Origin of the sequence: Hyphomicrobium sp. (genome assembly GCF_036833075.1) — a bacterium.
Taxonomy (GTDB): domain Bacteria; phylum Pseudomonadota; class Alphaproteobacteria; order Rhizobiales; family Hyphomicrobiaceae; genus Hyphomicrobium_C.
Map to the genome: position 1 here is coordinate 1 of NZ_DAITQL010000018.1, position 14,248 is coordinate 14,248.

Annotated in this window: 12 protein-coding genes; 4 read left to right on the forward strand and 8 right to left on the reverse strand. The window is 66.9% G+C overall.

Features of this window, described 5'->3' with window-relative positions; translation table 11 throughout:
- On the forward strand, positions 1 to 924 hold a 924-nt coding region (locus V7082_RS07540; RefSeq protein ID WP_334147299.1), incomplete at its 5' end, for a pyridoxal phosphate-dependent aminotransferase.
- A gap of 51 nt (positions 925 to 975) precedes the next feature.
- On the opposite strand, the gene V7082_RS07545 is transcribed toward V7082_RS07540, so the two are convergent.
- The 3 genes from V7082_RS07545 to V7082_RS07555 form a co-directional block, all read right to left on the reverse strand.
- Positions 976 to 1,716, reverse strand: a complete 741-nt coding sequence (locus tag V7082_RS07545; protein ID WP_334147301.1) for a cytochrome b/b6 domain-containing protein — start codon at positions 1,714 to 1,716, stop codon at positions 976 to 978.
- A gap of 10 nt (positions 1,717 to 1,726) precedes the next feature.
- Positions 1,727 to 2,167 carry a c-type cytochrome gene (locus tag V7082_RS07550; RefSeq protein WP_334147303.1) on the reverse strand — a complete coding sequence of 147 codons (441 nt, stop codon included), beginning with the start codon at positions 2,165 to 2,167 and terminating at the stop codon, positions 1,727 to 1,729.
- A gap of 134 nt (positions 2,168 to 2,301) precedes the next feature.
- A complete protein-coding gene (locus V7082_RS07555; RefSeq protein ID WP_334147305.1) occupies positions 2,302 to 2,559 on the reverse strand; it encodes a hypothetical protein in 258 nt (85 codons plus the stop codon).
- Between the two features lie 507 nt (positions 2,560 to 3,066).
- Between V7082_RS07555 and V7082_RS07560 the strand changes: the two genes are divergently transcribed.
- Positions 3,067 to 5,148 carry an elongation factor G gene (locus tag V7082_RS07560; protein WP_334147307.1) on the forward strand — a complete coding sequence of 694 codons (2,082 nt, stop codon included), beginning with the start codon at positions 3,067 to 3,069 and terminating at the stop codon, positions 5,146 to 5,148.
- 97 nt (positions 5,149 to 5,245) lie between these two features.
- Here the strand turns inward: V7082_RS07560 and sfsA are convergent, their stop codons facing one another.
- Positions 5,246 to 5,959, reverse strand: coding sequence for a DNA/RNA nuclease SfsA (gene sfsA, locus V7082_RS07565; RefSeq protein ID WP_334147310.1), 714 nt, complete (start codon positions 5,957 to 5,959; stop codon positions 5,246 to 5,248).
- 151 nt (positions 5,960 to 6,110) lie between these two features.
- Between sfsA and V7082_RS07570 the strand changes: the two genes are divergently transcribed.
- Both V7082_RS07570 and V7082_RS07575 read left to right on the forward strand, forming a co-directional pair.
- Complete coding sequence (locus tag V7082_RS07570; protein ID WP_334147312.1) at positions 6,111 to 6,872, forward strand: competence/damage-inducible protein A; 762 nt, start codon at positions 6,111 to 6,113, stop codon at positions 6,870 to 6,872.
- 157 nt (positions 6,873 to 7,029) lie between these two features.
- The gene (locus V7082_RS07575) at positions 7,030 to 8,241 is read left to right on the forward strand and encodes a septal ring lytic transglycosylase RlpA family protein (protein ID WP_334147314.1); all 1,212 of its coding nucleotides are present in this window, start codon (positions 7,030 to 7,032) and stop codon (positions 8,239 to 8,241) included.
- 281 nt (positions 8,242 to 8,522) lie between these two features.
- Here V7082_RS07575 and V7082_RS07580 read toward each other — a convergent pair whose 3' ends face one another.
- The 4 genes from V7082_RS07580 to V7082_RS07595 all read right to left on the reverse strand — a co-directional run bounded on the left by V7082_RS07580 (position 8,523) and on the right by V7082_RS07595 (position 14,034).
- Positions 8,523 to 9,137, reverse strand: a complete 615-nt coding sequence (locus tag V7082_RS07580) for a hypothetical protein (RefSeq protein WP_334147315.1) — start codon at positions 9,135 to 9,137, stop codon at positions 8,523 to 8,525.
- Between the two features lie 133 nt (positions 9,138 to 9,270).
- Positions 9,271 to 9,606, reverse strand: a complete 336-nt coding sequence (locus V7082_RS07585; protein WP_334147316.1) for a hypothetical protein — start codon at positions 9,604 to 9,606, stop codon at positions 9,271 to 9,273.
- Between the two features lie 185 nt (positions 9,607 to 9,791).
- Entirely contained in the window at positions 9,792 to 10,079 is a 288-nt protein-coding gene (locus V7082_RS07590; protein WP_334147318.1) for a hypothetical protein, read from the reverse strand.
- A 118-nt stretch (positions 10,080 to 10,197) separates the two neighbouring features.
- The gene (locus V7082_RS07595; RefSeq protein WP_334147319.1) at positions 10,198 to 14,034 is read right to left on the reverse strand and encodes a vitamin B12-dependent ribonucleotide reductase; all 3,837 of its coding nucleotides are present in this window, start codon (positions 14,032 to 14,034) and stop codon (positions 10,198 to 10,200) included.
- Between the last annotated feature and the right edge of the window lie 214 nt (positions 14,035 to 14,248).

The window sequence follows — 14,248 nt, forward strand, 5'->3', positions numbered from 1 at the left end:
GTCGGCACGGGCGGCAAGCAGGTGCTCTACAATGCGCTGCTCGCGACGCTCAATCCCGGCGACGAGGTCGTCATCCCGGCGCCGTGCTGGGTGTCGTACGCCGACATCGTGCTGCTCGGCGCCGGCAAGCCGGTGTTCGCCGCGACGCGGATCGAGGACGGCTTCCGCCTCAAGCCCGACGTGCTCGACCGGGCGATCACGCCTGCCACCAAGTGGCTGATCCTCAACTCGCCCTCCAACCCGACGGGGGCGGCCTATTCGCACGCCGATCTCAAGGCGCTGACCGACGTTCTGATGCAGCACAAGAACAGGCATGTCTGGGTGCTGACGGACGATATGTACGAGCACCTGATCTACGACGGGCTGACGTTCTACACGCCGGCGCAAGTGGAGCCGGGCCTCTACGACCGCACGCTGACCATGAACGGGCTCTCCAAGGCCTACTGCATGACGGGCTGGCGGCTCGGCTACGCGGCGGGGCCGGAGCCGCTGATCAAGGCGATGGGCAAGCTGCAGTCGCAGTCGACCTCCAACCCGAACTCAATCACGCAGTGGGCGGGCGTGGAGGCGCTCAACGGGCCGCAGGACTTCATCCAGCGCAATAATGACGTGTTCGTGCAGCGCCGCGATCTGGTGGTCGGTATGCTGAACCAGGCCAAGGGGCTCATGTGTCCGAAGCCGGAAGGCGCGTTCTATGTCTATCCGAGCTGCGCGGGGGCGATCGGCAAGACGACGCCCAAGGGCGTCACGATCAATACGGATGAGGATTTCGTGACGGCGCTGCTCGAGGACGAGGGCGTGGCGGTGGTACACGGCGCGGCCTTCGAGGGCTCGCCGGCGTTCCGCATCTCCTATGCCACCTCGACGGAAGCTCTGACGGAAGCCTGCACGCGCATCCAGCGCTTCTGCGGGAACCTGAAGTAAGGGCAGCCGCCCCTTCGCAACCGTCGTTCCGGGTGCCGCGTGCGCGCTCGCTCAGGCGAGGGTGAGGCGGCCGCCCAGGGCGAGGATGCCGCCGAGCACGATGGCGGCCGCCGCGGCGAGGCAGGCCAGCGCGCGGACAAGGCTGCCGGTGCGGGTGCGTGAGGGGGATGCGGCGTCAGCGGCGTCCGCATAGGGGGCGGCTGGTTTGCGGCCGGTCACCATGGCCTGGATCAGGGGCTCCTTCTTCCCGAACGCGTAGAGCACATTGGCCGCGACGTGCAGGACCACGAGCGGCAGCAGGACGAAATTGAACACGAACCCGTGCAGGCGGGCGGCGCGCACGTTCTGCGCCTCCTCGACCAGACGATAGAGCGGGCCGCCCACGAGATCGTTGTCGTCGGTTGCGAAAAGGCCGAACCCGGCCTGGACCGCAACCGTCGCCAGCAGCGCCAGCACCATGAGGGCGCCGAGGGGATTATGCCCGAGATAGCGCGCGGCCCGGCCCCCGACGAGCGCGCGGGCATAGGCGAGGGCCGTCGCCGGCGAGCGAACGAAGCTTGCAAAGCGCGCCGTCGGCGGACCCCAGATCCCCCACAGCAGACGCCAGACGATCAGGATGAGGACGGCGAGGCCGTTGGCGCGGTGCCAGACGAGCGTCGAGTCGCGGAGGTTCTCCGCGAACTCGTAGCTCACCCATGCGGACAGCACGAGCGCCGCGAGCGCCCAGTGGAAGAGCCGCGTCGGCAGATCCCAGACCTGGACGCTCGCTTGGCCGTGCGATCGCTCCGCCATGAGGCGCGCCTCAGGACTTCGGCTTCCGGAATTTCTTATGGCAGCCGCTGCAATTGCCCATCACCTCTTTCCAGGTGTCGGGGAAGGTCTCCTCGTCGGTGATGGAGGCCTCGGCGGCTTTGGCCGCCTCGCCGAGCTTCTTGAAGCGGGCCTCGAAGTCGGCCTTCTCCTGCCAGATGACGGGAAGAGCCTCGGTGTCTCCGCCCGTTTTCGTATCGTCCGGGAACAGCGTCGGCAGAATGGGGGCCTTCTCCTGCATCACTTTCAGAGCGGCCTGGACTTTGGTGAGATCGAAATCTGCCTCGCCCTTGAACATCGCACCGACGGGCTTTGCGGCGTCGCCCATCTTCTTGAAGTGATCCTGGCGCTCCTTGATGACAGGGACGTTCTGCGCGAACACCGCAGTGGCGCCAAGTGCAAGGGTGGCGACGACGGACGTTATGCGACGCATCAAGCTTTTCCTCCGATGGATTGATCGAGGGACAAGGCTTGCATCCGACCGGGGTCGAGTCAATCGGCGGGGTCTCGGCCCAAAACAAAACGGGCCGCGCGAGCAGCCCGTCATGGTGTTGTCAGAGGGAACTCTCAGCGGCTCGGAAGCAGCGGTCGGGGGGTGACGCGGATGTCCGAGAGCGAGAGCATATGAGAGATCCATTGCTCGAAACGAGCAAAGGGCAGTGACATTCTCCGGGCCGTCGTGGCAGCGGTGGCATGACCGTTGCGGAGCGCGACTTCTGGCTGAAGCAGCGTCCACTCGGTCAGATCCTCCTCACGCGAGGCCATGGCATAGCCTGCCGCGTCCGCCGCCTTGACGAGGAACTTGTTGAGCTTGTCTCTATGCATAACGCAACGTCCTTCTCTGAGCTTAAGCGCTCGATCCGGTAATTTCGTTCCGCCAATCCGGTCCGGTCGTTTCGCCTAGCCTCAGCCTCTCCAGGGATCGTTTCTTCTTATTGTCGGGGTCGCCGATACGTGTCGTCGAATCGTGTCCCATGACCATGTTTAACCCGTCATGCTGACACTTTAATGATGCGGCCGGTCCGGTCGTTCTTCAAGTAATTTTTGGAAACATTCTTCACGAACGTTACTTCCGCATCTGCGAATATTTGTTGCATCGCAGCGGGTTGGTGCACGTCCGTGTTCCGCCCCGCAGGATCTCGCTCCCGATGTTTGAGCGACAAAGATTAGGAGCCGATTAAGACGGAAGGCTCTTGCGTCTTTCATGCTGCGGGGCGACGATCATCTCGTCGCGCTCCTTGAGGAGGCGCGGGGGTGCGCGACGCGCACCCGACTGCGCCTCGTCAACGCTCAACCCGGAACCACAATCCGGGACGCGGGAAGGAGGACACCATGGGGCAATCCGACCGCCCGAGAGGCACACCCGATGCCGGCTCCGGGCACGCTTCGGGCCGCAGCACCCGCTGCATCGCACTGATCGGCCCGTTTCTCTCCGGCAAGACATCACTCCTGGAGGCAATTCTCGCCCGTGCGGGCGGGATCGTGCGGGCCGGCTCCGTCGCCGATCGATCGAGCGTGGGCGATGCGTCCCCTGAAGCCCGCGCCCATGGCATGAGCGTGCAGCTCAACGTCGCGGACGTGGAGTTCCTGGACGACGCCTTCACCTTCATCGACTGCCCCGGCTCCATCGAGTTCCAGCATGAGGGCGCGGAGGCCCTGACGGTGTGCGATGCAGCCGTCGTCGTGTCGGAACCCGACGCGAAACGCGTGCCGGCGCTGCAGGTGATCCTGAAGCAGCTCGAGGATCGCGGCATTCCCCACCTTCTCTTCCTCAACAAGATCGACGCCTGCGAGACGCCGATCCGCGAGATCGTGCCGGCCTTGCAGCCGGCGTCGACGAAGCCGCTCGTGCTGAGGCAGATCCCGATCTGGGAGAACGGCCAAGCCACGGGCTTCATCGACCTCGCGCTCGAGCGGGGCTTCCTATTCCGCAAGAACGCGCCGTCCGAGATGGTCGAGATCAAGGCGTCCGATCTCGAGCGCGAGAAGCAGGCGCGGTTCCACATGCTGGAACAGCTCGCCGATTACGACGACGCCCTGATGGAGCAGCTCCTCTCCGACCTCGCGCCCGAAAACGGGACGGTGTTCGCCGATCTCTCGCGGGAGTTCGAGGACGGGCTCATCTGTCCGGTGCTGCTCGGCTCGGCGCAGAACGGCAACGGCATCCTCAGGCTGTTGAAGGCGCTCCGGCACGAGGTGCCGTGTGTCGACGCCACCGCCCGGCGGCTCAAGATCGAGAACGCGAAAAGCTCGGCCTACGTGTTCAAGACGCTCTACACCGGCCATGGCGGCAAGCTTTCGATCGCGCGCGTGCTGACGGGCGACCTCGCGGACGGCGCCACCGTGTCCGGCGGGGAGGCGGTCGAGGAGCGCGTGGCCGGGCTCTTCTCGCTCAAAGGCGAGGAGACGCACAAGCGCGCTGGCGCGCGCGCGGGCGATACGGTGGCGCTGGGACGCCTCGATTCGGTGCGGACCGGCGATACGATCACGACCGAAAAGTCGGTGGTGCAGATCGCGGGCCCCAGGCCGCCCACGCCGGTCCTCGCGTCGGGGATCGGGCTCAAGGACCGCAAGGACGAAGTGAAGCTCTCCTCGGCGATGTCGAAGCTGATCGAGGAGGACCCCTCGCTCGTCATCGAGCACAACAAGGACACGCACCAGGTCCTGATCAAGGGCCAGGGCGAGATGCATCTCAGGGTCGCCTTCGAGCGGCTGCAGCGCAAATACGGCGTCGTGGTCGAGCGGCAGAAGCGGCAGGTGCCCTACAAGGAAACGATCCGCAAATCGACCGAGATCCGCGGCCGGCATAAGAAGCAGTCCGGCGGCCACGGTCAGTTCGGCGACGTGGTGCTGTCGATCTCTCCGCGGCCGCGGGGGGCGGGCTTCGCGTTCAGCGATACGATCACGGGCGGCGTGGTGCCGAAGCAGTTCATCCCGTCGGTGGAGATCGGCGTGGTCGACTACATGAAGCATGGCCCACTCGGGTTTCCGGTGGTCGATATCGCGGTCACGCTGACGGACGGCTCGTTCCACACCGTCGACAGCTCCGACATGGCGTTCCGGCAGGCGGGCCGGCTGGCGATGAGCGAAGGGCTGCCGAAGTGCCAGCCCGTGCTGCTCGAACCCGTGATGGCGGTCGAGATCTCGGTTCCATCCGAGGCGACGGCGCGCGTCAACGGCATGATCCCGCAGCGGCGCGGGCAGATCCTCGGCTTCGACGCGCGCGAGGGGTGGCCCGGGTGGGACGTGGTCTCGGCGCATATCCCGGAAGCCGAGATCGAGGATCTCATCGTGGAGTTGCGCTCGGCGACGTCCGGCGTCGGAACGTACACGGCGACGTTCGATCACCTCGCGGAGCTGACCGGCCGGCTCGCCGACCAGGTGCTCGTCAGCCATGGCGAGGCGGCTGAGTGACGCTAACGCGTGAGGCCGAGGAGGCAAGGCGTGCGCCCCGTGCGGACGCCTGCTTCCCGGCCTTGCGGCGCGCGCCCGTGACTGAGGTCGTGACGCTTCAGGTCAAGACGGGCACGGGACGCGCGATCGTAATCTCCGTCGGCGACAGGTCGCAGGCGTAGGCGATGGCCTCGACGCCGGCGGCGCGGGCCGCCTCGAACGCCGCCGCGTAGCGGGGGTCGATGTCGGCCGCGAGCGAGAACGCCTCGGCGTCGGCGCGCTGGATCAGGTACAGCATGACGGCGCGGTGTCCGGCCGCGACCATGGCGCTGAGCTCGGCGAGGTGCTTGGCGCCGCGCTCGGTTACCGAGTCCGGGAACTCGGCAAGGCCCGCCCGGCGCGAGAGATGGACGTTCTTGATCTCGACGTAGCAAAGCCCCTTGCCCGGGTCCTCGAGCAGGATGTCGATGCGGCTCGAGAGGCCGTATTTCACCTCGCGCCGCAACGTCGCGTAGCCCGAGACCTCGGGAATGGCGCCGCATGCGACGGCGTCCGACACGAGCCGGTTGGGGTGGCTCGTGTTGATGCCGACGAGCGTCGGGCCGTTGCCTGCGTCGGCCTCGACCAGCTCCCACGTGTGGGGGTATTTGCGGGTCGGGCTCGCGCTGACGGAGAGCCAGACCACCGCGCCCGGCACGGCAAGGCCCATCATGGAGCCCGTGTTCGGACAGGTGGCCGTCACCAGCTCGCCGGTGTCCAGGCTGACGTCGGCGAGGAAGCGCTTGTAGCGCTTGATCAGGCGCCCGCGCACGAGGGGGGTGGGGAATTTCATGGCGGCCGAGCATTAAAGTGCTTCCGGAAAAGTGGGAACCGGTTTTTCCGACAAGGAGCGCGTTTATCCAGAGTGCGCTGGCGCCCTCCGCAATGCTATTTGCGAGGCGGCCCGCTCCCGTTGCGGAGCCCGCAACAGGGTGGATGCTCACATGATTGAGGAAACGCACGTGTCCGAGGGCGACATCGTCACGGCGGCGGTGCTCGTCATCGGCGACGAGATCCTCTCGGGGCGGACGCATGACCGCAACATCGGCGCCATCGCCGAGCACCTGACCGCGATCGGCATTGTGTTGCGCGAGGTGCGCGTGGTCGGCGACGTGCGGGACGACATCGTCGCGGCGGTGAACGCGCTGCGTGTCCGCTACACCTATGTGTTCACGACCGGCGGCATCGGTCCGACGCACGACGACATCACCGCCGACAGCATCGGTGCTGCGTTCGGCGTTCCGGTCGACATCGATCCCAGGGCCGTGGCGGTGATGGCGCCCCAGTATGCGGCGCGCGGAATCTCGCTCACGCCGGCCCGACTGCGCATGGCGCGCATGCCGGAGGGCGCCGAGCTGGTCGCCAACGACGTATCGGCGGCCCCGGGCTTCCGAATTGGCAACGTGATCGTGATGGCGGGGGTGCCCGACATCATGAAATCGATGCTCGCCGCTGCGACACAGCGGCTCAGGACCGGGCCGAAAGTGAACGCTGTCTCGATTGTCGTCCACAGGGCCGAAGGGGACCTCGCGGATCTCTTTGCGCGCCATCAGACGGCTTATCCGGACGTCGCCATGGGCAGCTATCCCTCTTTTGCCGACGGGGTTTATAGGACCGAGCTTGTGCTCCGCAGTGCGGATCCGGAGAGGCTCGAGGAGGCCCGCGCGGCGCTCGTTCGCCTGCTCTCGGAGCGGGAGCTTATCTAGGAACGCAACTTAATCGAGATGGCGGTGTTGTCCGCATGCGGCGACGTTGCCGCTCCCCTGCCATTGTTGCAGGTGCTCTGTTGCGCCCGCTAACCATTAACGGCCCAAGGGGGAGCCGCGGGCCGTCTCAAAGTCAAAACAGAAATGGAGCTGATCGATGAGAACCCCTTCGAGCAGTGCTGAAGGTTTGGGCGTTCATAAGATCGCACGGGCGGGCTTCAAGTCTCTCGCGCCGGCCCTCGGCGCGGCGTTGCTGGCAACGGGACTGGGAGGAGGGGCGGCAGAGGCCAAGACCCCCGGCAAGACCTATTGCTTCTACGGCAAGTGCCACCGCGTGAAGACCATTGCCGAGACGGCGGCGCTGGTCGGCACGGAGGAGACCGTGCGGGCTTCCCACTACGATTCCTGCAAGCGCGACCGCCATAATCCGTGCGGCCTTACCTCCTCAGGCGAGGCGTTCAACTCCGAGGCTCCGGACAACGCCGCGAGCCCCGTCTACCCGGATGGGACGACGTTGCTCGTCTGGTCGCCGGCGACGCGCGTCTCGATCGTGCTGCGCATCAACAACGCGGGGCCCTTTTGGGGCAACCGCACGCTCGACGTGTCGCGCCGGGCGGCTGAAATCCTGGGGTTTGCCGGCCAGGGCGTGGCGACACTCAAGGTGCGCGTGATCGGTGCGCCGAGCCGCGAGGAGGCCACCTACAAGAGGAACCGCAAGTACGATCCGGTGCCTGGCTACATCGGGACGTACGCGAGCCTCGACGAGGCCGAGGCCGGTGCGGATCGCGCTTACCGGGTGGCGGGCCTCGCCTCGCCATTCCCGCAATCCGTTGCGCAGGCCGGCGCGCCTGTGCAGCTCGCGGGCGCGATGGGAACGCAGAGCGGCGCGGCACTCGCACCGCCGACCGTTCTCGCCGCCGCGGATCCCATGCCGCTTGAGCTTGCTCCGTCCCGCGGCGTACAGGCGCCGGCTCGGCCCGTGACGCCTCTCCGCGTCGTCGCCATGGTGGAAGCGGACGAGGCGGCCCTCGGCGCGACGCCGGTCGCGTTGCGTGACGATGACGCTGCGCCGGTCCGCAAGCGTAGCTCTGCCGAGCGGAGCGCCAAGCAGAACTCCCGGTCGTACCGCGTCGCGGCGGCCCGTCAGAAGCCGAAGCGTGAGGCGGAGGCGCCGGTTGCCGTGGCGGCTCTGCGGCGGCAGCCGGAGCGCGCGCGGCCGCTCACGCGGGACGGGACCAACGATATGTCGGTGTTCTCACGGCACGTCTATGCGGGGCAGGAGCGGTTCGCTACGCAGGAGCGGCAACTGCGCCGGCCGGCCTATACGAGCGCCGGGCGGTACGCGGCCGACGACGACGGCAACGGCTGACACGAGAGCGGCTGACCGCCGCTCCGGAGCGTTGGCATGGCAGCTTGAGCGCGGTCCTTCCCCCGAAGGGCCGCGCTTTTGCGTGCTGGAGCTTGTTCAGATCATACGGGCGCGGTCGGCGCGCTTGATCGTCCTTGTCCCTCCCCCCTTGTGGGGGAGGCTAGGAGGGGGGGATTGCAGACCATCAGCCGTGGGGCTCCCCCCACCCCTGACCCCTCCCCACAAGGGGGAGGGGAATGACCTTTCAGTCCATAAGATCTGAACACGCTCTAGGTCATGACCTAGACTGTCACGCCACTGGTTGGCGTGCGCGAGGCGAGCACCGCATTGCCGCCGCGCTGGGGCTGGTCGTAGAGCTCGTAATGGGTCTCGAGCGTATCGAGGAACATGGCGATCAGGTCGAGCAGGGGGCCAAGCTGCATCTTGCCGGCGACCAGGAACTGCTCGGTGACGGTCAGCCGCGCGGCTTCGAGCGGCGCGGGGGCGTCCTCGGCAATGAGGCCGCGCGTGCGCAGATACGATGTGACGCCGTCGCCGGCGTCGAACGCGTAGGTCGTCTCGTCGGTCAGTCCGCGCGCGGCGTCGGCCACGATCTCCGTTCCGCTCGTGTAGAGGCGGGTGATCAGCTTGAACTGGCTGTCCAGCTTCGCCAGCTCCTGTGCGGTTGCGCGCGACTTCAGCACGCGTGCGAGCAGCACCATCTCGAGCGTGCGCGCCGCGTCGATGGCGGCCCGCTCCTGGTGGCGCTGCGCGGCCAGGCCCTCGAGCGCGCGCGGATCGCCCGCGTTCCAGCGCAGCGTGCTCTTCAAGAGGTCCTCGCCCGCGGCGAGGGCGGAATCGAGATGGTCAGCCAGGAGATAGACGACGGCTGGGGCCGCGAGGCCGGCAGATGACATGGATTGCTCCGGTGTGCTTCGTGAAACGCAAGCGAAGGCCTCTCCTCTCGACGCGGGAGGCCCGTGACGGACACTGAACGCAACACGGGGAACGCAACATGACAGACTGGCGGCGATACTGAACTGATTCCAGTCAAGGCCGTGGCAGCAGAGACAGGAGCGTCACCAACGTGCGGTGCATATCCTGGCCCGTGGTCGCAAGGTACTGACCGAGCGTCGAGGCTTCCGCCGCGTGCCATCGCTCCCCGTGGGAGGGATGGCTCGCGATGGCCGTGAGGCTCGCCAGCAAGGCCGCGTCCGTGAACGCACGATCGATGGCCAAGCGCTTCCGGACCTGCGGCATGAGCCGGGCGAGACGCTCCACGTTGACTGGCGCCTCGCGCGTGCGCGGGGCGGTTGGCGTGGCGTCCTTCGGGCCCTTCTGCTTGCCCGCGCTGATGCGCGAAAGTCTCGGAATGAATTGAGGCATGCCACCTCGCTTTCGAAGGGCGACGCTGCAGGATCGACGCGCGAGCGCCTGGGATCGGGACGCGGTAGGCAAAAACGCAACATTGCCGTTATTGCGCTTTCGGTGCCGCGAGTCTGCGGCGGCGGCACCGAATCCACAAGTGTGAATCAACGGGGAATGCGGACTATTTGGGCGCAGATGCAACTTTAGCGCGGACGCAGCCAAGACGCGAAGGCCGCCAGCGGGGCGGAGGGATCCGGCGCAGGGGAGGCGCGCAGGATGGCGATCTCGGCGTCGTCGCGCGAGGCGTAGACGCCTACGGGGCAGGCGCCGGGGCCGTCCGGGAGAAGATCGCCCGCTTTGGGATCGAGCCTCGCGAAGGAGCCAGCGACCAGCGTCGCCTCCGTCGCGGCGGTACGGGCCACGCAGCAGCGTCCGTCGGGAAGCTCCAGGAGCTCGAAGGGGCTCGCGGGCGTCGGCGGGGAGGCGGGCATGGGAGGCTCCAGTCTGTCAGCGCGAGGTCGGGGCACAGGGCACGAACCGTTACGCAGGAGCACATTTCGTCGACGCGGCGGAAAAGGGCGGGATCTCGCAACCCCGCCCTCCGCTCTGTCAGCTGCAGCCGCTCGTCGAGCCGCAGGTGTCGCATTTGAGGCAGGTGCCGTTGCGCACCATGGTGAAGTTCTGGCACTCGGGGCACGAGACGCCCTCGTAGCCCCTGAGCCGCGCCTCCGCGATGCGATCGCTCGCCGAGCGCGATTTCACCAATTGCGTTTCCACCACCTGCGTCTCCGAGACCGTCGTGCGCTGGTACATGACCTCGGTGTCGGCCTTGAGGGCGGTGGCGCCGTCGCTGTAAAGGGCGGTCGCGCCTTCGGTCATGGGATAGGCCGCAAGATCGGAGCGCAGGGACGAGAGGCTCAGCGCCGAATCGGCTTCGATCTGATGGCTGCGTCCGCCGGCGTGGATGCGCAGATTTCCGCGCATGAAGCCCTTCGACACCACCTTCGTCACGCTCTCGGGAAGGTCGAGGGCGAGCTGCTCGTCGGTCTCCTCGTCGGAGGAGCCGAGCCCGGTCTCGCCGACGATCTCGCGCGGATCGACGTGCGCGAGGTCGTTGCGGCCGAGATAAGAGACGGCGAGCTCGCGGAAGATGTAGTCAAGGATCGAGGTGGCGTTCTTGATGGTCTCGTTGCCCTGCACGAGGCCCGCGGGCTCGAAGCGCGTGAAGGTGAAGGCTTCCACGTACTCCTCGAGCGGCACGCCGTACTGCAGGCCGAGCGAGATGGCGATGGCGAAGTTGTTCATCAGCGAGCGGAAGGCGGCGCCTTCCTTGTGCATGTCGATGAAGATCTCCCCGAGCGCGCCGTCGTCGTACTCGCCCGTGCGCAGGTACACCTTGTGGCCGCCGACGGACGCCTTCTGCGTGTAGCCCTTGCGCCGGCCCGGCATCTTGGCGCGCTGGCGGGTGGCTGAGCGCTCTGAGGCGTTCTTGAGCTGGGCCTCGAGCTCGGTGACGCGGCGGGCGAGCTTCTCGGCTGCGGCCAGGATGCGCTGGACCTGCGGCTTGTCCGCCGTCATCTGCTCGGCCGCCTCGTCCTGCTCGTCGACGTCGTCGCCGAGCACCTGCGCGTTCAGGGGCTGCGAGAGCTTGGAGCCGTCGCGGTAGAGCGCGTTGGCCTTGAGGGCGAGGCGCCAGGAGAGCCTGTAGCTCTGCTTGCAGTCGTCGACGGTCGCCTCGTTCGGCATGTTGATGGTCTTCGAGATGGCCCCCGAGATGAACGGCTGCGACGCCGCCATCATGTGGATGTGGCTCTCGACCGAGAGGTAGCGCTTGCCCTTGCGACCGCAGGGCGAGGCGCAGTCGAACACGGGCAGGTGCTCAGGCTTCATGTGCGGGGCGCCTTCGAGGGTCATGGCGCCGCAGACGTGCTCGTTGGCGGCCTCGATGTCCCTCTTCGAGAAGCCCAGGTGCGCGAGCAGGTCGAAGCCCGGCTCGTCGAACTTTGCGGCCGGGATGCCAAGCGTGCCGGTCAGGAACGCATCGCCCAGCGTCCAGCGGTTGAACACGAACTTGATGTCGAAAGCGGTGCCGAGGCCGGCCTCGACCTTCTGGATCATCTCGGGCGTGAAGCCGCGCGCGATCAGGGTGGCGTGGTTGATGGCCGGAGCCTGAGCGAGCGAGCCGTGGCCTACGGCGTAGGCTTCGATCTCGGCGATCTCGCTCTCGCGGTAGCCGAGGACGCGCAGCGCCTCCGGCACCGAGCGGTTGATGATCTTGAAGTAGCCGCCGCCCGCGAGCTTCTTGAATTTCACGAGCGCGAAGTCCGGCTCGATGCCCGTCGTGTCGCAGTCCATGACGAGGCCAATGGTGCCGGTGGGCGCGATGACGGTCGACTGCGCGTTGCGGTAGCCATGCCTCTCGCCGAGGTCGATGGCGAGATCCCAGGCCGCCTGGGCCGCGGTGACGAGGTCCCGGTCCGGGCAGCTCGCGATGTCGAGCGGAACGGGCGCGATGGAGAGGCGCTCGTAGCCGCGGGTCTCGCCGTAGGCCGCGCGGCGATGGTTGCGCATCACGCGCAGCATGTCGGCGCGGTTCGGATCGTAGCCGGGGAACGGCCCGAGCTCGCTCGCCATCTCCGCCGACGTCGCATACGAGATGCCCGTCATCTGCGCGGAGATGGCGCCGCAGATGGCGCGGCCCTCGGCGGAGTCGTAGGGGATGCCCGATGCCATCAGCAGACCGCCGATGTTGGCGAAGCCGAGGCCGAGCGTGCGGTAGCGGTAGGAGAGCTCGGCGATCTGGCGCGAGGGGAACTGCGCCATCAGGACCGAGATCTCGAGCACGACCGTCCAGAGCCGGCAGGCATGCGCGAAGCTCTCGGTGTCGAAGCTCTTAGCCTCGCTCGCTCCTTGCGCGGCTCCGCCGCTTGTTCTTTGCGCGGCTTCGCCGCGACGGAAGGTGAGTAGGTTGAGAGAGGCGAGATTGCACGCCGTGTCGTCGAGGAACATGTACTCCGAGCACGGGTTCGAGGCGCGGATCGGCCCCGATTGCGGGCAGGTGTGCCAGTCGTTGATGGTGGTGTGGAACTGGATTCCCGGGTCGGCCGAGGCCCAGGCGGCGTGGCCGATCTGCTCCCACAGATCCTGGGCGCGCACGGTCTTCACCGTCTTCCCCGTGGTGCGCGAGGTCAGCGCCCAGACGCCGTCGGTCTCGACCGCGTTCAGGAACGCGTCGGTGACGCGCACCGAGTTGTTCGAGTTCTGGCCCGAGACGGTGAGGTAGGCCTCGCTGTCCCAATCGGTGTCGTAGGTCGCGAACTCGATGTCCTTGTAGCCCTGGCGCGCGAACTGGATGACGCGGTGCACGTAGTTCATCGGCACGTCGTCGTGGCGGGCGTCCTTGATGGCGCGCTTGAGCGCGGGGTTCTTGACCGGATCGAAGCACGAGTCCCCGTCGGCATCGCAGTTGATGCAGGCCTTCATCACCGCCTTGAGCCGCTTCTGGCAGATGCGCGAGCCGGTGACGAGGGCCGCCACCTTCTGCTCCTCGCGCACCTTCCAGCCGATGTACTCCTCGATGTCCGGATGATCGACGTCGACGACGACCATCTTGGCGGCGCGGCGTGTGGTGCCGCCCGACTTGATGGCGCCCGCCGCGCGGTCGCCGATCTTGAGGAAGCTCATGAGGCCCGACGAGCGGCCGCCGCCCGAAAGCTTTTCGTTCGCGCCACGCAAACTCGAGAAGTTGGAGCCCGTGCCCGAGCCGTACTTGAAGAGGCGGGCTTCCCGCACCCAGAGGTCCATGATGCCGTTCTCGTTGACGAGATCATCGTTCACGGACTGGATGAAGCAGGCGTGCGGCTGCGGGTGCTCGTAGGAGGAGGCCGAGACGGTGAGCTTGCCGGTCTCGTGGTCGACATAGAAGTGGCCTTGGCCGGGGCCGTCGATGCCGTAGGCCCAGAAGAGGCCGGTGTTGAACCACTGCGGCGAGTTGGGGGCCGCCATCTGCTTCGCGAGCATGTAGCGGTGCTCGTCGTAGAAGGCGCGGGCGTCGTCCTCGGTCGTGAAGTAGCCGCCTTTCCAGCCCCAGTAGGTCCAGGTGCCGGCCAGGCGGTCGAAGACCTGGCGCGCATCGGTCTCGCCGCCCAAGCGCTCGGCCTCGGGCAGGGCTGCAAGCGCGCGCTCATCGGCGACCGAGCGCCAAAGCCAGGAGGGGACCTGCGTCTCCTCGATCTTCTTCAGGTGGCGCGGCACGCCCGCTTTGCGGAAATACTTCTGAGCCAGGATGTCGGCTGCGACCTGGCTCCACTCCTCCGGTACCTCGAACCCCTCGAGACGGAACACGACGGAGCCGTCCGGATTCTTGATCTCCGAGGTGGCGCGGCGGAACGAGATGCTTTCGTAAGGAGACTTGCCAGCAGACGTGAAGCGCCGCGTGATCTTCATTAGGTCCCTCGTGCAGATTGAAATTCGGACGTGCGTGCGCAACGAGACACGAAATGGCGCCGCGGTTGTTTTCTGGACACACCCCACCCGTGGCCCGCCGCGACACGGCGTTCCGATCAGCGCTCAAAATGTCGGCTGACTCGGGTGGTTACTGCTGGCGTTCTGGATACTCAGGAGCGGATCGCGGCCACAGTCCCCCGACGCGGGCCGGCGA

Bases quoted from the DNA above. Each gene is read 5' to 3' on its own strand.
- V7082_RS07550 (WP_334147303.1), bottom strand. From the start codon at position 2,167: ATGCGTCGCATAACGTCCGTCGTCGCCACCCTTGCACTTGGCGCCACT.
- V7082_RS07580 (WP_334147315.1), bottom strand. From the start codon at position 9,137: ATGTCATCTGCCGGCCTCGCGGCCCCAGCCGTCGTCTATCTCCTGGCT.
- V7082_RS07590 (WP_334147318.1), bottom strand. From the start codon at position 10,079: ATGCCCGCCTCCCCGCCGACGCCCGCGAGCCCCTTCGAGCTCCTGGAG.
- sfsA (WP_334147310.1), bottom strand. From the start codon at position 5,959: ATGAAATTCCCCACCCCCCTCGTGCGCGGGCGCCTGATCAAGCGCTAC.
- V7082_RS07595 (WP_334147319.1), bottom strand. From the start codon at position 14,034: ATGAAGATCACGCGGCGCTTCACGTCTGCTGGCAAGTCTCCTTACGAA.
- V7082_RS07560 (WP_334147307.1), top strand. From the start codon at position 3,067: ATGGGGCAATCCGACCGCCCGAGAGGCACACCCGATGCCGGCTCCGGG.
- V7082_RS07585 (WP_334147316.1), bottom strand. From the start codon at position 9,606: ATGCCTCAATTCATTCCGAGACTTTCGCGCATCAGCGCGGGCAAGCAG.
- V7082_RS07555 (WP_334147305.1), bottom strand. From the start codon at position 2,559: ATGCATAGAGACAAGCTCAACAAGTTCCTCGTCAAGGCGGCGGACGCG.
- V7082_RS07545 (WP_334147301.1), bottom strand. From the start codon at position 1,716: ATGGCGGAGCGATCGCACGGCCAAGCGAGCGTCCAGGTCTGGGATCTG.
- V7082_RS07570 (WP_334147312.1), top strand. From the start codon at position 6,111: ATGATTGAGGAAACGCACGTGTCCGAGGGCGACATCGTCACGGCGGCG.
- V7082_RS07575 (WP_334147314.1), top strand. From the start codon at position 7,030: ATGAGAACCCCTTCGAGCAGTGCTGAAGGTTTGGGCGTTCATAAGATC.